This is a genomic window from Myxococcus sp. CA051A (assembly GCF_013336705.1).
GTDB lineage: Bacteria > Myxococcota > Myxococcia > Myxococcales > Myxococcaceae > Myxococcus > Myxococcus llanfairpwllgwyngyllgogerychwyrndrobwllllantysiliogogogochensis.
In genome coordinates, this window is the sequence record NZ_JABUMS010000025.1 from 86,919 (window position 1) to 107,845 (window position 20,927).

Genomic DNA, 20,927 nt, shown 5'->3' on the forward strand with positions numbered 1-20,927 from the left:
GGGCTGGAATTGCACCAGCATCTCGGGGAGAAGGGCGAAGGCGGTTGATCGGACCTGCGACAGCGAATGCTGAGTCTGGAGTGAGAATCTGAGCGTGGGGTGCTTCGCGGGCCCGTGACGTCGCTTGCCTCTACCAGTTGGGCTACCCCGCCGCAGGAGTGGATGGCGGGGGCAGGGTTCGAACCTGCACTGAAGGCGACCCGGGAACGCTCGGCATCAACTTGCTGCTGAGTTTGAGCTTGTACTCCGAAAGGACTGCGCGCCGAGTCTAGCTGAAGAGGTAGCCGAGGAGAACCTCGCCCGACTTCAACTCTTCGACCTCCACCGCGTTGGCTTCCTCGCGCGCGAACTTGACCGCCTGCTGAAGCTTCTCCACACGCTCCACCAGCTCATTGACCCGGACGGCGGGGAGAGCGCCCGAGTACTTCACCGTCTTCCAGTAACCGACGACGATGTCCTCGTAATAGACCTCCACCTGGGCGGGGTGCTTCTCGGTGGCCTCGGCCTTCACGTGGTTGCGGGGGACCTTCTTCGTCTTCGCGGTCTGCACCGGCTCGGTGGCCCACAGGCCCTGCGCCGGGTCGGGGACCCAGGACTCCGACGGGTCCAGCGTGGGCAGCTTCTTCACGAAGGTCTGCAGGTCCACCAGCTGCTTCTCCAGGAAGAGCAGGTACGTGGCGGGGGCGCCCTTGAGCAGCACCTTGCCGTCGACACGCACGTCCGCCTTCGCGTGACAGTTGGTGAGGTCCTTGGTGGCGGTGACGTCGAAGAGCCGGGTGAGGATTTCCTTCGTCTTCTTCAGCACGTCGTCGGTGCGCACCTGCACGCGCGTGGACTCGGGAGGGAAGCGCTCACCCTCTTCGTCACGGGGCTGATAGGTGCGGGAGATGCCGTTGAGCAGCTGCGGCTTCTGGAGGTCGTGGTGGGCCTGCGTCAGCTCCTGCTGGGAGCGGTTCTTGACGCCCTTCTCGACGGCGATGATCTGATTGAGCTTGGTCATGATGTTCGTGTCTTCGAATTTTTGAGTTGGGGGCCCAGGACGGTTCGCTCGGAGCGTACCTGACGCGGACCCGGATTCTCAGTCGGGCTTGCCGTAGCCCACGAGCGTGTCGTCCTCGAACTCCGCCACCCATCCTCCAGGGAGGGCGAGCGCGGACAGCAACGCGGGGCGGCGACGCAGCAGGGCGTACACGGGGAAGGTCTCGAAGGTCTCATCGCCGGGCGGGCCGGGTGGGACGATGAGCCAGCCGGAGTCGGTGCCCTCGGGGGCGCGTGCGCGCGCCATGGCGACCCGGGGGCTCCTGTCCCAGCCGGGCACGGCCGCGACCTTGTCCCCGTAGCGAGGAAACAGGGGCTCGGTGCCCACCGTCTGCGTCGTCTCGAGCATCCGCCCCTGGACTCGCAGCGTCACGGTGATGTCGTCGCGCCAGTCGGTCAGCGGGTTGCCGTCGAAGTCGGGCTCCGTCACCACCAGCGAATCTCCGCGCGGGTCCAGGCGCAGGTTGGACCAGCCGAAGCGCAGCGTGCGTCCGGGGATGAGTCCGCCGGGAGGCAGGCGCTCGAGCACGCTCAGCACCCACTCCGCCTGTTCCTCCGCGTCGTCCGTGCACATGAGCACCACGTGCACCCCGTGCAGGTGTCGCTCCAGTCGAAGCTGTCCCATCTCCATCCCTCCCGCCGCTGTCTCGCGTCCACCGCGAAGCCGCCCGGCAGCATGTCGCGAACCCTGGCGACGAGGAAGCACGGCGATGGGCGGATTACCGCCCCTGGAACACGGGAGGCCGTCGCGCCGCGGCGGCGGCGAGTCCTTCGCCCAGGTCTGAGCTGCCGTAGCTCTCCGCCTGGAGCCGGGCCTCTTCCGCCAGCGCGCGATGGAGCCCCGCGCGGTCCAGGCCGAGCCGCTGCTTGAGTCCCCGGGTCGCGAGCGGAGCGTTCGACGCGATGCCCGTCGCGAGAGCGCGTGCGCGGGTCCGGGTCTCCGTGGCGGGGGTGGCCTCCAGCGCGAGCCCGAGCCGCACCGCCTCGCGGCCATCGAAGCGCCGCCCGGTGAGCAGCAGCTCCGCGGCGCGCTGCGGGCCTGTGCGCAGTGGCACGAGCCACGTGGCGCCCATGCCGGGATGCAGGCCGAGCTGCACGAAGTTGAGGGCGAGCTTCGCGTCCTCGGAGACGATGCACATGTCGCACGCGAGCGCGACACACAGCCCCGCGCCAATGGCCGCGCCCTCCACCGCCGCCACCGTGGGGACGGGCAGGTCCAGGATGCTGAGATAGCGTGAGTAGAAGTCGAGCATGAAGACGCGGGCCTCCTCGAAGGAGACCTGGCGCAGTCGCTCCAGCATCAGGAGGTCGCCGCCCGCGGAGAACGTCCCGCCCGCTCCGGCGAGGACGACGGCGCGCACGTCCTCCCGCCCACGCAGCTCTTCCACCCGCGCACGAAGCGCATCCCCCAGCTCGGGAGTCATCGCGTTGCGGCGCGCGGCATCGTTCAGCGTGAGCGTGGCGACGCCACCTTCAAGGTCGAGCAGCACGCCCGTGGCCTGGACAGTCATGCGCGGACTGTAGCCGCATCCGCCCTCGCGCTCGGCGGAAAGGGCATTGTGAGCGCGAGGGCAGGGGCCTTCCGTCTAGAACGCCCGATTCACGGCGTACCCGCAGATGCGGTGCTCGGCCTTGTACGTGTTCGGGCCGGGAATCCCGTCGATGGGGCCCGTGTAGCCGAACCCCCGGCCCACCGTCTGGACGCGCTGCCAGTAGATGGCGCCTGGGATTCCGTCTTCTTGCGCGGAGGTGCGCGGGCCGCCCCGACGGTTGAGCTCGCGCGCCGTGATTCTCACGCGAATCTTCTCCGTGTTCGGTCCGGTGACACCGTCGATGGGACCCGTGTAGCCGAAGTCCCGCCGCCCCACCGTCTGGATGCGCTTGTAGTAGATGGGCCCGGGGATGCCGTCGTCCTCCGTCGACGTCCGAGGCAGACCTCCGCCACCGGGCAGGGGGCCATGGTCCGGGATGACGCTGCCCGCGTAGTCCAGCGACCAGCCGAGATATCGCGCGCCGGACTGCGCCGAGTACCCCGACACGCTGTTGATGCCAATGGCGTTGCCCCAGCTCTCCGCGAGCTTTCGCGTGGCCATGAAGACCGTGGTGCCACCGCCGTTGAGGTCCAGGCCCACGTGGCCGAACGAACCGATGTCCCACCAGTGGAAGGCCCCTGCGGGAGCCTGCGAAGCGGCGTAGGGCTGCCGGGTCGACGCGTGATAGGCCTCGATGGCCGAGGGCCGCGCCGAGGACTCCGGGAACTGTCCGAAGCGCCACATCAGCGAGCCGCACCATTGGTCCCACGTGCCGCCATCCCGCGTGGGATGGGCCGCGGCGTAGTTGCGCGCCCGGTTGTAGATGGCGGTGTTGAGCTCGGCCGTGCTCGTGTCGAGCGACTCGGGCGCGTCCGTCACCCCTTCGCCCTCACCACCACAGGCGGAGAGCCCCACGAACAGCAGGGCGAGGAGCCACATCTTCCGTTTCGTGTGCATCTTTCTTCTCCAGGCGGGGTGTTCCCGCGAGCGGTTCTCGGGCCGTGCACGGCGGGCCTGTCGCACCGCGATTCGACCCGGGGTCCACACGTTGTCGGGCCGGGGATGTCCGGAGTTTCCGAAGAATCGGAATTTAAGAAGTGGCTGTCTTCATCCGCGTGTGGGTGTTTTCAGGAGGGCGCGGAGGATGGGCACGCCCGTGGCGCGCCGGCGCGTCTCGCTGTCGGTGTAGCGGTTTCCCGGGGGAGTCTCCCGGCCGAGGGCCCTGTTGAGGGTCGCGAGCTTCCGTCGCGGTCGTAAAGTTGGATTGGTTGTGATTGCCTTGGAGAAGCGTGTCTGGTTGGTGTACATGGGCGCGGGCGTGGCGGGTGGTGTCTGTCTTGCTGCGCCATTCCTGGCGTGTGTACTGTCTTTTGTATGACAAGGAAATCCGCCGTGGTGTCTTTCATTCTGCTGCTGGGCGTGGTGGCGACTCCCGCCTGGGCGCAGGTCCAGATGATCTCCATCTCGGTACCGCCGACGATCACGACCCCGCTCTCGGGCTTCAACGTCCAGTACTCCATGGCCGGCAGCAAGTCAGGCGTTGGAGCGGCGGTGGCGCAGTTGAACTTCTATTTGTCGGCCACTGCGAATGGCAGCAGCGGCGTCTACCCGCTGTTCACCACGCAGATCGCGCTCCGGGGAAGTGGACTTGGACCCTATCTGCCGCCGGTGGGAACCCAGACGCAGTTCATCTCCCGGTTCTCCATGCCCGCCAACACCGTGGCCCAACTGGAGTTCATCTCCAACGGGTGTCAGCCATCGACCTGGTATGTCCTGGGCCGCGTGGACCTCACCGGCGTGTTGAGCGACAACAGCCTGCTGGGCACCACGAAGCCGCCCGACTTCTTCTTCACGGCCGGCACGCTCAGCCCGGGCACCATCCAGCCAGGAGGCTCCGCCGACCTCTCCTTCGAACTCTTCACCCGCTGCGCGGCCCCCTCGGCCACGCACGTGGGCGTCTTCCTGACCGACCCGGACTTCCAGATTCTGGAGGGCATTGGCGCCATTCCCATCAGCGCGGGCGCGGGGACGTGGTCCTTGCCGCCCACCACCATCACCTTCTCGCCGACCATCGCTCCGGGCAGCTACCGCGTCGTGGTGCTGGCGGACGTGGATGGCGTCGTCGCGGAGAGCGACGAGAACAACAACGGCGGGTTCTTCGAACTCGAGGTCACCGCCGCCGCGCTGGCGTCAGATGCCGCGGCTCGGCCCCTGGAGCCCGCGCCTCCGGTGCCGTTCGATGGGGCCTCGGTGCTGTCCGACCTTGAAAGCGGGGCTTCGAGCCGCCGCGACATCGTGTCGTTCTGACCGGAACCAGGACCCGAGCCCGGTGCCTTCCTCACGAAAGGAAGGCGCCGGGTGGGTGTCAGTAGATGGTCAGGGAGAGCTCGTCGCCGGGCCGGACGGACATCTCCTGCTCGCTCTCGAAGCCACGCTCGCTGCCCAGGCTCTTGTGGCCCAGGGTGCCGATGATTTCGATGCCGAAGCGGATGCGGTCCGTGTTGCCCACCATGTCCGGGGGCAACACGAAGTTGCGCGTCGACATCCCCGGCACGGTCCCCAGCCGCATCCGCCGTGTCCCCGTCAGCGCGTAGAGGTTGACGTCCACGAGCTTCCGGCTCTCCACCGCCACCGTTGTCTTGGGGGGCGGAGGCTGGTTGGGGTCCGAGGCGGCCCCATGGGCCCCTCCACACGCTGAAGCCACGGCGACGAGCACGAGCAGCAGGGCGGCCTGGGTACGCATGGGACCTCTCCTCCGAGGGTGTTGGGGACTACCGGGGTGGCGCGACGCTCGTGGAGCCTTCTGCCCGGAGCGACTGGGTGGCCAGGCCGGACATGCTCTCCGCCAGCGACTGGACGGAGCGGGTGGCCTCCTGCGTCTCCTGAACCGTCTTCAGGGTGCGCTGCATCTGTCCTGACAGCTCCTGGATGGCCATGGCCATCTGCTGGGTGCCGGAGTCCTGCGCGCTGACGGCGGCGGTGATCTGCCGCATGCTCGCGCTGGAGTCGCCAATGAGAATGGCCAGCTCCTGGAACTGGGCGCTGGACGTGCGCACCGCATCCAGGCTCTGCCGGACGCGCTCGTCGCCCTTCTCGCTGAACTGGGCCGCCTCGCGCATGCTGGCGCTCACGCCGTTGAGCACCTCGCGGATGCGGTGCGTAGCGCGGATGGACTGGTCCGCCAGTCCTCGCATCTCCCGCGCCACCACGCCGAAGCCCCGGCCGCTCTCGCCGCTGCGCGCCGCCTCGATGGCCGCGTTGATGGCCAGCATGTTGGACTGGTCCGCCAGGTCCTTCACCGAGTCGACGATGCCGGACACCTCGCGCGTCCGCTCGTCGAGCGCGAGGATGCGGCGGGCCATCTCCGACACCTCGTTGCGAATCGCCGCCAGGTCCGCCAGCGTCCGCTCCAGCGCGGCGCTGCCTTCGCGGCCCACCTGCTCGGCGCCTTCCGCGGACGCGGCGAGCGAGCTGGCCTTCTCCGCCGTCATCTGCGACGAGCGGCGGATCTCCTTCACCGTCTGCTCGGCCTCCTGGAGCGCCGCCGCCTGACGGCTGACGCCCTCGGTCTGCTGGTCGCTGGTGGAGCGCAGTTGCTGCACCACCGTGGCCAGCTCACCGGCGCCGGTGCCCATGCGCCCCGCCAGGTTGCGCACCTCCAGCTGCCGCTCCTCCAGTTGCCGGGTGTGGGCCTCCAGCGAGCGCACCACCTCCATGGAGCGTCGCGCGACGATGCCTATCAGCGACAGGGTGAGCGCCAGGTATCCCCAGTGCGACACGTTGCCCAACGAAAAGCTCAGCACGCCGATGACGGGCAGCACCGTGAGCGCGAGGAAGAGCACGAGCCCCGACATGCCTCCCACGAAGATGCGGGCGTCGGGGTTGCCCCGCCACGCCTCCGCCGCCGCCACGCTGAAGCAGATGAGCAGCATGATGAAGGAGAAGGGCAGGAAGGGCACCAGGATGCGCTGCGCGGTGCCCAGGTCCAGCAGGGCGGACAGGGCCGCCACCACGCAGAGCGCCGTGTAGCCCATCGCTCCAATGCGGAACCAGCGCCGCTGGTTGTTGAGGATGGCGTCGGACACGAACTCGATGAGGCCCGACACGAGCAGGAAGATGCCGAGCACCGTGAAGCGCGTCGCGGTGATGGGCGCGTCCCAGAGCGCGTTGGGCATGCCGCTCAGGCCCAGCAGCACGAAGCCGCCGCTGGCGGAGAACACCGCCAGGCCCGCGAGCATCCGCCGACGCCAGTGCATCAGGAACGCTCCACCCGAACCCACCGCCACCGCCAGCAGCAGCATGCCCATGACGAACGGCGCCTGTCCCTCGCGCGTCACCTTGGCGAGCAGTTGGTGCCGCGAGCCGATCAACGCGCCCTGTGCCACGCCGATGTTCGGGTTGCTCGACTGGACGCGCAGCAGCAGATGTCCACCCAGCGCGGCGCGCGGCACCGGCACGACATGCCAGGCCATGTTGTCGGACAGCTCCGCGCCAGACGTGTTCAGTCGCCCGCTCACATAGACGCGCTGACCGTTGGCGTAGGCCTCCACGGCGTTGGTGACCTCACCCAGCATGACGGCGGGCTCGGCCCACGGCCCCTGGGGCAACGGGATGCTGACCCACAGAAAGACGTGGGTGCCGCGTCCCGGTGGCGGCTTGAGCGCCTCCATCGTGCGCCAGTCCTCGGCGACGTTGGCCGTCTGCGCCCACAGGGGAAGTCCATCCGCGCCTTGGGGCGAGTCACCCCAGCGGTAGCGCCATCCCTCCAACAATGGGATGGAGGAACTCGCCTCCTCGGCCGCGCGGGCCGTCGGTGCATGCACGAGCGCCATGAACAGCGCGCAGCCCAGCAGGGCCAGACGCGCGACTCGGCGCGACGGTGCGTGACGCCTCGCGATGGAGTCGCGCGGGGCAAGGCTGTCGAAAGGTGTCGGGGAGGGGCGGTAGGCAGCCATGAGGAGGCCAATGCTCGACTGGCGGCGCATGACTGTAAATAGGTCTGCATCCCCTGACATGTAGGAAAGGTTTGGGAAGGGCCTCTGGGAGCCGGGGAGTGAGCCTTTTCCGACGCGCCACGGCAACATTTGGGAGGGGCGGTTGTGACCCAGGTGCACTTGTCACGAGACATCGTGTCAGGAGCGGGGGAAATCGGGCACCGGGCCGGGCGGGCCGTCGTGGACGGCTCGCCCGGTCTTCCGCCTCGCGGGCCTGCTCCGCGCGCCTCAGAACGTGCGGAAGACGCCGCGCACGCCCAGGGTGAAGAGTGCATGGAAGCCGTCGTCCACGGCGGAGACGGGGGAGGTCTGCCCGGGCAGGCCGGCGATGCTCAACGTCTGGTCACCCGTGCGAACGGTGTAGCTGCCCAGCGACGCGGTGACGATGGGCCCGAACGCGACGTAGCGCGTGAGCCGCACGTCGCCTCCGGCGCTGAGGCGGATGAAGGTGGGGCCCCGGTCCGTCACCTGGGTGTCGATGTTCGCGGCCACGGTGCCTCCGCCGGGCACGGGCACCTGGGTGGTGCCCTCCACGTGGCTCTTGAGGAACTCCAGGCCCACGGCCAGCCCCACCCACGGGTCGAAGCCCGACTCCGGATTGAAGTGGAAGCGGCCCTCGGGGCCGAAGCGCCATTGGGAGTTGTTGCAGTCGAACCCCTCCGGACAGGAGATGTCGTTCGTCTTGGTGAAGACCTTCTCCCAGCTGCCCCAGAGCCCCGCGTAGAAGCGGGGGTTGAAGCGATAGCCCAGCTCCAGCATCAGTGGCAGGGAGGCGTTGGCGGCGTCGGTGATCTTCAAGTCCTCCCGGGTCCCCGTGCGCGACGTGCCGTCCTTGTAGACGTAGCCCGCGCCCAGGCCCAGGTTGATACCCACCGCCAGTTGGGGGCCGGCCATCCCGTGCTCCGCGCGGACATCCATCTCCACCGGCTCCACCGGGCTCGACTCGCGCGTCTCCGACTCCTGCGCCACCGCTGTCCCGGAGACTCCCAGGGTGGCGATGACAGATAGCGTCCAGCAGTGCCTCATGGCCATACGTGCTGCCCTCCAATGCGATTTGCGGGGTGGACGTGGAAGTGACCAATCAGGGAGGGCTCCGTGAAGCCGACTCCAGGGCCGAGCGTCCGGGGACGACACAAGCGGACTCCGGGTGTTGGCAGCCCATCACCCCGGGGCAGCAAGGTGTCCGCGCGGAGGCATGCGACGTGTCCTGGGGCGGATGCGAGGGATTGGGTGGAGTCGCGCGCCTGGCGCGCCGCCCGCTCTGCCTGGAGCGTGGCATCCCCAGGTTGCCCGTGAGGGACGCCCGGCGACGGGACCACGAGGGGCGCCAGAGGGGTGGCATGGAACACGCCAGGACGAGCCGCCGGAGCTGGATGGACACGCTGCTCGGCAAGCCCCTCACGACGGCGCAGGCGTCACACGAGCAGGTGGGCGTGCTCGCGGGCGTGGCACTCCTCGGGCTGGATGCGCTGTCGTCCGCGGCGTATGGCCCCGAGGCCGCGCTCACGGTGCTGCGCCCGCTGGGCCCCACGGGCGTGAAGCTGCTGTTGCCCATCACCGCGTGCATCGTCGGGCTGCTGGTGGTGGTGGCGTCCTCCTACCGGCAGACCATCGCAGCCTACCCGCGCGGCGGTGGTGCCTATACGGTGGCGCGAGAGAACCTGGGCCGTCGGGTGGGGCTGCTCGCGGCGTCCGCCCTGCTCTTGGACTACCTGCTCAACGTGGCGGTGGGAATCTCCGCGGGCGTGGGCGCCATCGTCTCCGCCTTCCCCGCGCTGCGGCCGCACACGCTGGGGCTCGCGCTGGGGTTGCTGGGCCTGCTCACGCTCGTCAACCTCCGAGGCGCGCGGGAAGCCGGGGCCTTGTTCCTGTTGCCCACCGCGATGTTCATCGGCTCGCTCTTCATCCTGCTCGCCGTCGGTGCGTTCCGGGCCTTCGCGCAAGGGGGCGCTCCGGCCAGTGACATCCCTCCGCCAGCGCTGCCCTCGCCCTCGGCGAGCGTGGGCTTGTGGCTGGTGCTGCGGGCCTTCGCCAGCGGCTGTACGGCGATGACGGGCGTGGAGGCGGTCAGCAACGCGGTGCCGGTGTTCCGCGCGCCCTCCGTGCGCCGCGCCAGGCTCACGCTGTCGCTCATCATCCTCGTCCTCGTGCTGCTGCTGCTCGGCGTGTCCGCGCTGTGCCAGGTCTATGGCGTGGGCGCGACGGCGCCCGACGGCCCGGGCTACCAGAGTGTCCTGTCCCAGTTGCTCGCGGCGGTGACAGGGCGGGGTGTCTTCTATTACGTCGCGATGACGTCCATCCTCGGCGTGCTCGCGCTGTCGGCCAACACCAGCTTCGCGGGCTTCCCTCGCGTGTGCTGGCTCCTGGCGTTGGATCGCTATCTGCCCGTGGCCTTCGTGCACCGGGGACGCAGGCTGGCGTACTCGCGAGGCATCCTGTTGCTCGCGGTGCTCGCGGGGTTGCTCATCCTCGCCTCGGACGCCATCACCGACCGGCTCATCCCGCTGTTCGCCATTGGCGCGCTGCTCGCCTTCACCCTCTCGCAGACGGGCATGGTGGTGTACTGGACGCGCCGCCGCGAGGCGGGGTGGCGGTGGCGCCGCGTCCTCAACGGCGTGGGTGCGCTGCTGACGGGGCTTGCGCTGGCCATCGTCATCGTCGCCAAGTTCACCCATGGCGGCTGGGCCGCCGTGGTCATCATCCCGCTGGGCGTGCTGCTGTTCAGTCGCGTCCACAAGGCCTATCTGCGCGTGCGCGAGACGACAGGGCTTCAGCGGCCCATGGCGGTGGACGCGCGCGGGAGCATGGTGGCGGTGGTGCCCATGAGCCGCTGGTCCCACGCGTCGGAGACCGCCCTGCGGTTCGCGCTGGGGCTCTGCCATGACGTCCGCGCGGTCCATGTGCGCACCGACGAGGACGAGGCCGCTCCGGGCGCCCTGGCCGAACAGTGGGCCGCGCTCGTCCAGGAGCCCGCGGTGCGGGCCCGCCTCCAGGTGCCGAGGCTGGACGAAGTCCCCTCGCCCTACCGGGGGCTCGTGCAGCCCCTGCTGGACTACGTGGACGGACTCCTCGCCGAGGACCCGCACCGCACGGTGGCCGTCGTCCTGCCGGAGCTGCTGGAGCGCCGGTGGTACCGGGCTGTCATGTATGGGCGCCGCTCCGAGCTCCTGCGCAGCACCTTGATGCTGTCCGGAGCCCGGCGCCTGGTGGTCATCAGCGTGCCCTGGTACCTGCGCACCGAGGACCAGTCCCAGCCCGGCTCCGCCCTCGGGCCCGTCGCGGAGTCAGGGCCCGTGGCTCCTTCCTGAGCACCCGACACGGAATATGTGTTTTGACTGGAATTGTTGCAGGGCTCTTTTGCCAAAAATTTCCGTGTAGGTTGTTTCCCTCGCGTCCTGGCCCGCAGGCGGTGTTGCCCTGGGGGGCGGGTGTCGAGCCCTTCATCGGGCAGACAATCACTCTCGGGCACCCATCATCCGAGAATGTCTGTCTGTTCATGCCGCGTGTTCATCACACGCCGGGACTGAAGGGCATTCGCAGGCGTCACCGGGAATAGTTTGTGAACCAAGCCAAAGCGGGCACCTTCCGTGCAGGGCGTCCGGCGTCCCTGGCCGTAACCCCCAAGGGCGCGGAGGCATAAAGATGAATCGCAGATGGTTTGGAGTCCTGCTCGGTGGCGCGTTATGGGCCCCGGGTGTCTGGGCTCACGATTTCCGAGCGGAGAAGCTCGTGAATGGCGTGAAGCAGGCCACGATCATTACCTATCCGAACACGCTGAACTTCACGTTCAGCGCGACGAACATCCATCCGACGCTGGAGTCGATTCTCCTCCTGGCGGCAGACCCGCTCCTGACCGCGTGCACGCTCGACCCCACGCCGCCGCGGACGGTCCCCGTGGGTGGCAACGTCACGTATCAGTGCTCATTCCCCGTGCCCAGCTACGAGGCCTGCATCGCGCTGGGCGCGCTGGACGCCAATCCTTCCACACCCAGCGAGGAGGCCTCCTTCACGAACGTCTTCAGCATCGGCTGGGACAGCGGCTCCGCCCAGGACGGCGTCAACGTGCTCTGCGCCCAGGAACGCATCCTGTCGTGTGACGACACGGTCTACATCTCGACGGCGTCTTCCTCGAGCGCCGGGCTGCCCGTGGGGCCGTCGCGTCTGTACATCTTCGACCCTGGCACGGCCACGCTCGCGCTCCAGGGGGAGACCTCGCTGCCGTACAATGCCCTCGCCTTCAACCATGTCGACGGCTTCCTGTATGCCATCAGCTCCGACGGCGTGGTCCAGCCCAGCTTCATCCGGGTGGACGCCAATGGCTCGTCCGATGTCATCGCTCCGCTCGCCACGGGGGCCGCGAACACGGCGCTCTGGGGCGCGGGCGCCGTCCTCCAGGATGGCTCCTATCTCGGGTTCGAAATCACGAGCAACCACCTGGTCCGCATCAACACCGCCACGGGCGCGACGCTGTCGGATGTCGTCGTGGGCACTCCCGCGACGTTCCGGGTCGCCGACTTCGCGGTGAACCCCATCAACGGCCTGCTGTATGGCTTCAACAGCGCCACCCAGCGCGTCACCGTCATCGATCCGGTGCTGGGCACCCACCTGGACTTCCTCCTCCCGACACTCATCAACGGTGTGCCGTCGGTGGGCAACTCCATGGTCTCCGCCTTCTTCACGGTCTCCGGATCGCTGTTCTTCTACGGGTCCACCAACGCGAACGTGAACCTCGCCAACACGTTCTATTCAGTGAACCTGGTCACGGGAGCGCTGACCACTGTCACCACCGGCCCCGCCACGCAGTTCGCGGACGGCGCGACATGTGCTTTCAACCTGCCTCCTCCCGTGGGCAGTGAGGAACAGCCTCCGATGCTGACGCGGGACCACGGCTTCTATGGCTCTAGCGAGGACGCCCTGAGCGAGTGTCTGGCGCCGGGCCCCATCTCGCTGGGCAACCTGGGCAAGGTCACGACGACGGAGACCGCGCTGGGCATCCTCTGGGCCAACCCGGCCATCTCGCAGGGCGGTGCCATCCGCTCGGACTTCGAGTCCCTCAAGGTGAAGGTCGCTCGTGAGTTGCTGACGGCCACGTGCAACGAGCGGTTCTTCGGCACCCAGGCTCCGGCGCTGACGGGCCTGGAGGCGTGGGTTGCTCCCAACCCGATGTTGCTGGAGCAGGCGCTGGAGCAACTGGAGAAGCACAACCGCTCCGGTCAGCGCAGGGCGGTGCCGCTGAGCAAGAAGATCTGGAAGATGGATCCGCTGCTGGGGCAGGAGCGGGCCGTGGAACCGCAGTACTGAAAGGGGGGATGACATGATGACGAATTCAAGGTGGATGGCCCTGTCCGGGATGTTCGTGGCGCTGACGCTGAGCGCGTGTGATGGAGGCGGTGGACCGGACCCGATCGTGGTGCCCGAGGGCGACCGCTTCGAGCTGCGGCTGCTCGGTCAGGATGCGGAGCTGTATGAGAAGGCGCTGCTGGGCGTGGGGCGCATCGAGGTGATTGCGCAGGGCAAGTCGATTCCGTTCCAGCTCGCCGCGTCCGCGCGCTCCATGGACCTGGCTCAGACGGACCACGCCTATCTGCTGGGGTACTTCTACCTGCCGGCGGAAGCGCAGTCGGCGGACGTGCGCGTGCACTTCGATGACGTGGGGGCCTTCCGGGAGTCCGGCGCGCCGGGTCTCATCAACGCTCGCTCGGGCTCCATCCTGTTCACGACCAAGCGCGCGGAGCTGGAGAAGCGCAAGCACGTCGTCATCCAGTTGCACCTGAAGGACAGCCTCTTCCAGGGCCGAGGCGCCAAGGTCCTGCTCCCCTCGACGTTCATCGTCCACTGAGGGCGGGAGGGGCGGGGGCCCTTGGGGCTCCCGCTCCATTGGAGAGAGAGTCATTCTTCGATGTCGGACCTTGAGCATGCTCCCCGTGCTCGAGGTTTGGGCGCCCCTGCGTCAGCGTGGAGGGGCGCGTCTTCTTTTGTCGCGGCCCGCGAGGATGTGAAGGCACAGACGATGCTCGCGGTGTGAGGCCCCCGCCTTACAGGCCGAGCGCCACGCCTACCACGAGCCCGAGCAGGGTGGCTCCGACGACCATGAGGCTCTCCTTCATGGCCGAGCGGCGGCGGGGCAGGGGCGGCGGAGGCGCCACCGGTACAACCGGCGCACGCTCATCCACAGGCGCGAGATTTGGCGCAGGCGCGGCGTTGAGCTGCGGCGCAGGCGCAGCGTTGGGCTGAGGCGCGGCGCTGGGCTGAGGAGCTGCGTTGGACTGAGGCGCGGGCGCGCAGTCGAGCAGAGGCGCAGGCGCGGTGTCGAGCTGAGGCGCGGGCGCGGCGTCGAGCGGAAGCTCATGCGCAATGTCGAACTGAAGCTCAGGCCCGGCGTCGATCGGAAGCTCAGGCCCGGCGTCGAGCTGAACCGCGGTCTCAGTCCGGGGTGGGGTGGCCCATGGCCTGAGCGCTCGTGCCATCTCCTCGGCATCAGCGAAGCGCTCCGCGGGCTTCTTGTGCAGCGCACGTGCAAGCACTTGCGAGAAGTCCTCGGGCACGTCCGCCCGAATCGCTGAGGCGAGCGGCGGCACCCGCTCCACGATGGCGGAGAAGAGCGCCACCGTGTCGGCGACGTCGATGGGCTGCTTCCCCGTCACCATCTGGTACAGACACGCACCCAGCGAGTAGAGATCCGCGCGCGCGTCAACGGGCTGGCAACGCACCTGCTCGGGCGCCATGAACGACGGCGTCCCCACCCAGGCTCCCGCCTCCGCGCCCACCGCCGAGGCGTCGTCCTCGTGGAGCAGCCTCGCCACACCGAAGTCCAACACCTTCACCTTGTCACCCGTCTCGCTCGAGACGATGAAGAGGTTGTCCGGCTTGATGTCGCGGTGGATGACCCCAGCGCGATGCGCGGTCTCCAGCGCGGACAACGTCTGCAGCGCGATGGCCACCGCGCGCGCGACGGGCAGGGGACCCTGCTGCTTCAGCAGGAGTCGGAGCGTCTGACCCTGGAGCAGCTCCATCACCATGAACGGAGGCTCGTCCGGGTTGCACTGGAAGTCCTTCACCTCGACCAGGTGCGGGTGCTGGAGCCCCGCGATGGCGCGCGCCTCCCGACGGAAGCGCGCGAGCACGGCCTCGTTGTCGAGGAGGTGCTGCTGGAGCACCTTGATGGCCACCGCGTCGGTCTCGTCGAGCTCCGCCGCCTCGTAGACGATGCCCATTGCCCCCACGCCAATCCTCTGGCGCAGCTGATACTTCTGACCCAGCAATGTCCCGACCGAAGCTGACGAGCGGCTCATGAATCAACCGGTATACCCAAGCCGCCCACATGGCGAGGGGTATCCGCCTGATGACGTATGTTTCAGTCGTTGATACCGGGAAATCTCAGACGAGCCCGAGGTACCGAGCCTGTTTCATGCGCGGAGGTTTCCATGAATATCTCGCGTCGTGAGCGAATGGTTCTTGGCGCGCGAGAGCCTGCTCCGTATCGAGTACCGGGACACTGGATTCAGAAGGTGACGCCCAGGCGAACCAGGTCCAGGTCCAGGTCGGTGATGGCGCGGTCCGTGCGGTCCTCCGTCATGGGATTTCCATACTGGAAGCTCACGTCGATGGCCTTGCGTCGCTGGTTCACGCTGTAGCCCATGCCGAGTCCGAGCATGGGCTCGAAGAAGAACCCAGAGCGTCGCGTCACGACGCGGTAGCCCACGTCCATCCCCAGGGTGACCTGGAAGCCATGTTCCTGCTCATACGTCAGCGCGGAGGCCCTTCCGAAGGGACGGAAATGCTGGCTGTCAAAGGTCCACATGCCGCTCAACCTGGGCTGGAAGAAGAAGCCCTGCCCACGAGCCCTGGGCGCGGGCTTCCACGCCAGGCCCAGGGTGACCTTGAGCTGCCGTATCGTGTCGCAGCGCATGGACTCGCGGTTGCAACTGTTGCGCGTCAGCATGGGCGTGACTTCGAGCACCCCCGTGGTTGTCTCCGAGAAGCTCCGGCCCACGCCAATCGGCACGGCGACGTGGAGCCGCTCCGTCATCGGCCCTCCCAAGAACAAGAAGGCGTGCGTCACGGGCGACAGCCAGATGGAGGTCTTCGGAATGGCCGCCGTGGACTCGGCCTGGGGCCTGGGGGACTCCGCCTGGGCACGAACCGCCGGGGCGAGGAGGAGCAGCGCGACGAAGGCGAGGCGAGTCAGACAGTCGCTCCTGTGGCTGGGTGGCGATTGTCTCCAAGCAACACCCATGCCTCGCGACGCCCCTCGCTTTTCCCCGGAGTCGCGGGAGTGGGCGAGCAGCCATCGCGACAGGATTGTCAGCACTCCCCACACCACGAGTTCCGGGCAGCGATGTCGCGGTGGCGGATGGACGGGCTCCAAATGAAAGGGGTTGGACGGCTCGAGCCATCCAACCCCTGTGCTTCATCTCCGGTGCGGCTCAGCGGGCGTCTAGAAATCCTTGACGCGATCCGCGAGGTCCGCGTTGTCGACGAACGCGTTGGTGTTGCCCTGGATGTTGGCCACGCGGCGGTTGCGCTCGATCTCCGCGGTGTCCACTCCGTCCAGCTTGTTCCACGCCTTGAGGGCGGCTTCCTCGTCGGCGGGAATGGGCTTGTTGTACGTGGACGAGAAGTAGAACATCGCGCGCGCCACGTTGCCCTTGTGGGAGTCGGGCGGCTCGAACACGGTGTTGCCCTTGGCGTCCGTGCCCAGCTTGGCGCCGTTGTGGCTCCACTTCACGTTCACCACTTCGCCGAACGGGAAGCTGCTGCGCCGCGAGTTGGCCTTGCTGTCGGTGGGGAACAGGTGGTGCAGGTCGCTCTTGGCGGCGCCCGTGGCACCCTTGGACTGCGGCCAGGTGTGCTCCACGTTCATCACGGAGCTGTTCGGAATCTTCCCGCCCTTGACCTCCACGCCCGTGTAGACGCACTCCACGTTGCCGGCGGCGTTCACGTCCAGGCTGGAGAAGATGATGTTGCGCGCCTCGTTGTAGCTGACCACCTTCTTGCCGGAGGCCGAGTCCCTCACGGCCTTCAGCAGCGCGTCGTCGCGCAGGCCGTCGAACGGGTCATCCGAGGGCTCCGGGTCCGGCTCGGGCGCCTTCGTCTCGGGGACGATGTTCATCCCCCACTGCTTCAGCGTGCCGATGTCGCCCTTCGCGGTGTCCTTCACCTCGAGCTTCCAGGTGCCCTTCGTGGGCTCTCCCGCGAAGTCCTTCAGGTCGAACGAACCCTTGAGGTCATCCGCGGAGCCGCCCTGGCGGTTGGACACCACCGCGCTCTTGCCCGACGGGGACGTCAGCGTCACCGTCAGGTCACCCCGGTAGGTGTGCGCGATGTCCAGGTCCAGCTTGAGCGACTCCACCTTGGCGTCGTCCGCGACGTCCAGCGTGCTGGTGACGGTGGCGTTGTCCTGGATGGCCGCGTTGGGGCTCGTGCTGGGGGTCAGCGGCGTCGCCGCCGTTCCCGTCGCGGCCTTCGCGCTCGGGGCCGCCGCGTTCGCGACGGTGGGGGCGCCAGGCACGAAGACGGAGCCGAGCTTCGTCAGGAGGGAGGGGGTGAGGCCCGCGAGTCCCTGCCGCGAGGGCTCGAACTCGTTGCGCGCCGGGGCAGGTGCCCGGGGTGAAGACGTTTCACGCGCGGTTTCAGTTTCGGTCGGGCGAGCGGAGAGGGGCGAGCGGCGGGGGCCGACGACACTGGTCATGCGGGCATTATCGGCCCCGTTCCCCCTGAGGTTGTCACTTCCGCGCGGATTTTTTGACGCAGCCGGAACCGCTGGAAATTCCAGGGGTATCACACCGGTGTTTCATGGCTCCGGCGCGGGCGGGACGTCCTACCGGCGGATCAGCTCGGAGAGGGCCTGACCTTCGGCGCCCACGCCATCCAGCCGCACGAAGTCGACCGAGAAGGGCCAGGACGTCTTCACGAAGATGTGGACCAGTTGGGCCGTGTTGGCGCCGAACTTCGTCCAGGCCTGCACCGAGCACTGACCGCGCACCAGGGTGGTGGTGATGTCGATGGGGCGATCCGGAAATGACCGCAGGCGGATGCGCACCCGCCCACCCTCGGCGGTGGACTCCACCTGCTGCGCGTCCTCGAGTCCATAGGCGGGAAGCTCGATGCTCAGCAGCGCTTCGACCTCCGCTTCGCCCCGCTCCAGCATCCGCCAGTACACGTGCACGGGACGCGCGCCGACAGGGCGGCAGCCCTCATCCAGGGCCACGGCGTAGTGGACCTGGTTCCGGTTCTCGCTCCGGGAGAGGAAGAAGGCGGACGGAGCCTGGACGGTGGGCTCCGCGGCGACTCGCGGAGCGAACGCCAGCAGCACCGCGGTGACGGCACTCGTGAACCCGGTCTTCGGAAACATTCGGTCCCCCTGTTTCGGCGCGGTGCCGTGGGTCAGGTCTGGAGGCGCTGGACTGGTTCAACACCCCAGGGCCCTCGAGCTGTCACCCGGCCGAGGCGCTTCGGCGGGCGCTGCCTAGCACGGAAGACGAGGGAGGTCCGCAATTTGGTGTGGCGGAAGATGCAACTCCTGACACCACGGCCCGGGCCCGGTGAGGTTTGACCCCGTCCGGACCCGGGCCGCGTGGCCGGGAGGTGGCGAAACGTTTCAGCTCCACCGAAGCCGCTTACGGCGTGGTGATGAGGGAGCTGACGGCATCCGCGCTGCTGTAGGGCACCTGCTCGTGGGTCGTGAACGGGTGGCGCTCCATGTCGAAGCCGGGGGCGTCGATGGCCCTCACACGCAGGTAGTAGATGCTGTCCGGTAGGAGCACGTCGGGCGGCAGTCGGACCTGCGTGGCCGAGCCGGGCACATAGAGGCTCGTCGTCTGGAAGGCGAAGTTCAGGTCCGGGTCATACCGGTAGAAGGCCACCCGGTAGGCATTGGGCGTGCCGAGCGTGGGCGGTGCCCAGGCGATGACGGGGCTTGCGGAGCCCACCTCGCGCGGCACGCTCGCGGGCACGCCGTCGATGGTCAGTGAGCGGGGAGGGGACACCCGGGGCTGCAGCGGCCCCGCGATGAGATTGTCGAGCGTGTCGACCGTGGAGATGGTGCCCGAGATGGCGATTGAGTTGCCCGAGCCGTCCGGCAGCGGGGCGGAGTGCCGGAAGCTGTAGCCCGAGGCGCCTACGACACCCCAGTTCTGGGGAAACGGATTGCCGAACTTCAGGCGGGTCGTGTAGTCGAACGAGGAGGCTCGGGGCAGGCGGAGGGTGAGCAGCTCACCCGAGTAGCCGATCCAACCCTTGGACAGCCCATGCGCGGCGGGCAGGACCTGGAGCGTGGGCGTCCAGGGCGCCGCCAGCGGGTGTACCTCCGAGGCGAAGCGAGTGAACGCGGGCAGGCGCCACTCCACGGGGAACTCGCGCATCCTCACGGGCTGGAGCATGCCGGAGACCGGCAGCGGGCTGACCCCGTCCGGCGCGAAGTCGAACGCGCCCACTTCCAGGGAGCGCTCCACGGCGGCGTAGCCCACGGGTGTCCCATCCGACAGCGCTTGCGCGCTGAACTGGCTCAGTTGATTGACATACATCCGGTCTCCGCGCGCGGCCTCGAAGATGGGGATGTTGTAGCCACTGCCGAGCGACAGGCTGGCCTGGTTGGTGAGGATGGACGTCTGCCCCCTGGGGACCATCTCGAAGAGGTCCATCCAGCCGAACAGGTCCACCTGCCCGGAGGTGAGCTGGAGGCTGGAGCCGGGCTGCAGGTTTCCGGACCCGGATGGCGTCCACGGCGCCAGGTTCAAGAGGTTGATTTGCAGGGGCGCCCAGTTGAACTCCGAGTAGACGGCATCGTCCCGGCCCAGCCGGTTCCTGCCGACGTCCACGTGGCGCGCGGACGTGATGACGTGGGTGGTCCCCCTGTGCAGGTAGTACGGCCCCTGGGGCACTCCCCGGAACTCCCAGCCACCGGGCACCGCGGAGCCCAGAATCAGCGAGAAGGTCGCGCCCTGGGGCACGAGGATCTCAGGGGGATTGGCAGACAGGTCCTCGACCTGCTCGGAGATGCCCACCGAGGTGAAGAAGCGCGTGGTGCTCGTCACCAGCACGGTGTCGGCAGACGGTCCGCCATCCGTGGGCGGCGGAGTGCCTGCGTCGGGTTCGCAGCCCGCGCCCGTGGGCTCGCCCATCCAGGTCCCGTCCCCCGTGGGGCCCGACCGTGGGTCGATGGTGGAGAGCCCGTCCGCCAGTTCCATCGAGTCCGCGGGCGCATCCCCACAGCCCACCAGCCATGCGGCGCAGGCTGAAACCAGTACGACAGAAAATCGCGGCAATTGCATGAAGACCTCCAGGGAGCGTTAGGAATTCACACCCTAACCGCGGCTCCTGACGGTGTTCATGTCATGGACTGACAGCCCTTCACTGCGCAAGCATTCACGAGGTGTCTGCGCAATTCGAGCCGGGCAGGTGTCATGCCTTTTTGGCCCTGCGTCCGAAATGACAGACTTCGAGGGGAGGCCACTCGAACCGCGCGAATGGCCTCCCCGGAACACCGGCCCTGCTGGGGCCGGTGCCTACTGGATTTGTTTGATCAGGAGTGTCGCGGAGACGGCCCGCGTGCCGCCGGCGAGAGGCGTAATCGTCAGGGCCGGCGAATTCCCAGCGGGATTGCGGACGGTCAAGAGCGAGTTCACGGAGCTCGTCGTGATCAACACGTGGTTCATGATCTGGGACGTTCCCGTCGCCCTGCCAGCCACGGTGCTGATCTGCTCCACCACCCCTGAGCCGCTGTCGAGCCCGAGGATGAGCTGGCCGGCCTCGCTGACGCTGACCTGCCAGGAAATTTCATAGACGCCAATCGCTGGCAGGACGAACTCGCTGGCGCTGGCCCGGCTGATTCCGCTCGTCGCACCGTCGCGAGGGAAGTCCACCGCGGACGCGGCCGCGACCGTGGCGGCGTTGTCGGGCGGCATCAGCGCATAGAAGTAGCCGAAGGCCAGGGTGTCACCCGCGGGGCCCGGAGCTCCGTTGCAGACGTAGTTGACGCCAGAAGCGGAGGTGTACTGGACACCGCCCGTGGGGCAGTTCACCCCAGGGGGCTCGGACGCCCCGACCACGGACTCCCCGGCAGGACCCGTTGCACCGGCAGGACCCGTTGCGCCGGCGGGCCCGGCAGGCCCCGCGGGGCCGGTGTCACCCGTCTCGCCAGCGGGCCCCGTCGCACCTGCGGGGCCGGTTGCGCCGGCAGGGCCCGTAGGGCCGGTGGCACCTGTATCCCCGGTAGGACCGGCGGGGCCAGCAGGACCGGCAGGACCGGTGGCGCCAGCAGGGCCGGCGGGACCGGTCGCACCCGTCTCGCCAGCAGGACCGGCAGGACCGGTGGCGCCAGCAGGGCCCGCCGCGCCGGTGGCACCCGTCTCGCCGACAGGCC

At 68.3% G+C, this 20,927-nt stretch carries 17 protein-coding genes; 4 read left to right on the forward strand and 13 right to left on the reverse strand.

What is annotated here, in order from left to right:
• Positions 1-268: 268 nt before the first annotated feature.
• From HUA74_RS41175 to HUA74_RS41190, 4 genes are all read right to left on the reverse strand, one after another.
• Positions 269-1,000 (reverse strand): hypothetical protein, encoded by a 732-nt coding sequence (locus HUA74_RS41175; RefSeq protein ID WP_141646925.1) that lies wholly within the window; start codon positions 998-1,000, stop codon positions 269-271.
• A gap of 78 nt (positions 1,001-1,078) precedes the next feature.
• Positions 1,079-1,663, reverse strand: coding sequence for a hypothetical protein (locus tag HUA74_RS41180; protein WP_174458957.1), 585 nt, complete (start codon positions 1,661-1,663; stop codon positions 1,079-1,081).
• Positions 1,664-1,757: 94 nt separating this feature from the next.
• Positions 1,758-2,549, reverse strand: a complete 792-nt coding sequence (locus HUA74_RS41185) for an enoyl-CoA hydratase/isomerase family protein (RefSeq protein WP_174458958.1) — start codon at positions 2,547-2,549, stop codon at positions 1,758-1,760.
• A gap of 75 nt (positions 2,550-2,624) precedes the next feature.
• Positions 2,625-3,527: a hypothetical protein gene (locus HUA74_RS41190; RefSeq protein ID WP_174458959.1), complete on the reverse strand. Its 903-nt coding sequence runs from the start codon at positions 3,525-3,527 to the stop codon at positions 2,625-2,627.
• Positions 3,528-3,962: 435 nt separating this feature from the next.
• Between HUA74_RS41190 and HUA74_RS41195 the strand changes: the two genes are divergently transcribed.
• Positions 3,963-4,877, forward strand: a complete 915-nt coding sequence (locus HUA74_RS41195) for a hypothetical protein (RefSeq protein ID WP_174458960.1) — start codon at positions 3,963-3,965, stop codon at positions 4,875-4,877.
• 58 nt (positions 4,878-4,935) lie between these two features.
• Here HUA74_RS41195 and HUA74_RS41200 read toward each other — a convergent pair whose 3' ends face one another.
• From HUA74_RS41200 to HUA74_RS41210, 3 genes are all read right to left on the reverse strand, one after another.
• The gene (locus tag HUA74_RS41200; protein WP_141648481.1) at positions 4,936-5,313 is read right to left on the reverse strand and encodes a hypothetical protein; all 378 of its coding nucleotides are present in this window, start codon (positions 5,311-5,313) and stop codon (positions 4,936-4,938) included.
• A 28-nt stretch (positions 5,314-5,341) separates the two neighbouring features.
• Positions 5,342-7,525 carry a methyl-accepting chemotaxis protein gene (locus tag HUA74_RS41205; protein ID WP_174458961.1) on the reverse strand — a complete coding sequence of 728 codons (2,184 nt, stop codon included), beginning with the start codon at positions 7,523-7,525 and terminating at the stop codon, positions 5,342-5,344.
• Positions 7,526-7,792: 267 nt separating this feature from the next.
• Positions 7,793-8,596: a hypothetical protein gene (locus HUA74_RS41210; RefSeq protein WP_174458962.1), complete on the reverse strand. Its 804-nt coding sequence runs from the start codon at positions 8,594-8,596 to the stop codon at positions 7,793-7,795.
• A gap of 308 nt (positions 8,597-8,904) precedes the next feature.
• Here HUA74_RS41210 and HUA74_RS41215 point away from each other — a divergent pair, with 308 nt between their 5' ends.
• The 3 genes from HUA74_RS41215 to HUA74_RS41225 all read left to right on the forward strand — a co-directional run bounded on the left by HUA74_RS41215 (position 8,905) and on the right by HUA74_RS41225 (position 13,403).
• The gene (locus HUA74_RS41215) at positions 8,905-10,872 is read left to right on the forward strand and encodes an APC family permease (RefSeq protein WP_254625481.1); all 1,968 of its coding nucleotides are present in this window, start codon (positions 8,905-8,907) and stop codon (positions 10,870-10,872) included.
• Positions 10,873-11,206: 334 nt separating this feature from the next.
• Positions 11,207-12,865: a hypothetical protein gene (locus HUA74_RS41220; RefSeq protein ID WP_174458963.1), complete on the forward strand. Its 1,659-nt coding sequence runs from the start codon at positions 11,207-11,209 to the stop codon at positions 12,863-12,865.
• Between the two features lie 13 nt (positions 12,866-12,878).
• A complete protein-coding gene (locus tag HUA74_RS41225; protein WP_174458964.1) occupies positions 12,879-13,403 on the forward strand; it encodes a hypothetical protein in 525 nt (174 codons plus the stop codon).
• Positions 13,404-13,599: 196 nt separating this feature from the next.
• On the opposite strand, the gene HUA74_RS41230 is transcribed toward HUA74_RS41225, so the two are convergent.
• The 6 genes from HUA74_RS41230 to HUA74_RS45260 all read right to left on the reverse strand — a co-directional run bounded on the left by HUA74_RS41230 (position 13,600) and on the right by HUA74_RS45260 (position 20,586).
• On the reverse strand, positions 13,600-14,856 hold the full coding sequence (locus HUA74_RS41230) for a serine/threonine-protein kinase (protein WP_174458965.1): 1,257 nt from the start codon (positions 14,854-14,856) through the stop codon (positions 13,600-13,602).
• Between the two features lie 209 nt (positions 14,857-15,065).
• The gene (locus HUA74_RS41235; protein WP_141649008.1) at positions 15,066-15,593 is read right to left on the reverse strand and encodes a hypothetical protein; all 528 of its coding nucleotides are present in this window, start codon (positions 15,591-15,593) and stop codon (positions 15,066-15,068) included.
• Positions 15,594-16,001: 408 nt separating this feature from the next.
• The gene (locus HUA74_RS41240) at positions 16,002-17,255 is read right to left on the reverse strand and encodes an endonuclease (protein ID WP_141649009.1); all 1,254 of its coding nucleotides are present in this window, start codon (positions 17,253-17,255) and stop codon (positions 16,002-16,004) included.
• 129 nt (positions 17,256-17,384) lie between these two features.
• Positions 17,385-17,918: a DUF4833 domain-containing protein gene (locus HUA74_RS41245; RefSeq protein WP_174458966.1), complete on the reverse strand. Its 534-nt coding sequence runs from the start codon at positions 17,916-17,918 to the stop codon at positions 17,385-17,387.
• A 265-nt stretch (positions 17,919-18,183) separates the two neighbouring features.
• On the reverse strand, positions 18,184-19,836 hold the full coding sequence (locus HUA74_RS41250) for a fibronectin type III domain-containing protein (protein ID WP_174458967.1): 1,653 nt from the start codon (positions 19,834-19,836) through the stop codon (positions 18,184-18,186).
• 234 nt (positions 19,837-20,070) lie between these two features.
• Positions 20,071-20,586 carry a hypothetical protein gene (locus HUA74_RS45260; RefSeq protein WP_217440333.1) on the reverse strand — a complete coding sequence of 172 codons (516 nt, stop codon included), beginning with the start codon at positions 20,584-20,586 and terminating at the stop codon, positions 20,071-20,073.
• Positions 20,587-20,927: the final 341 nt, after the last annotated feature.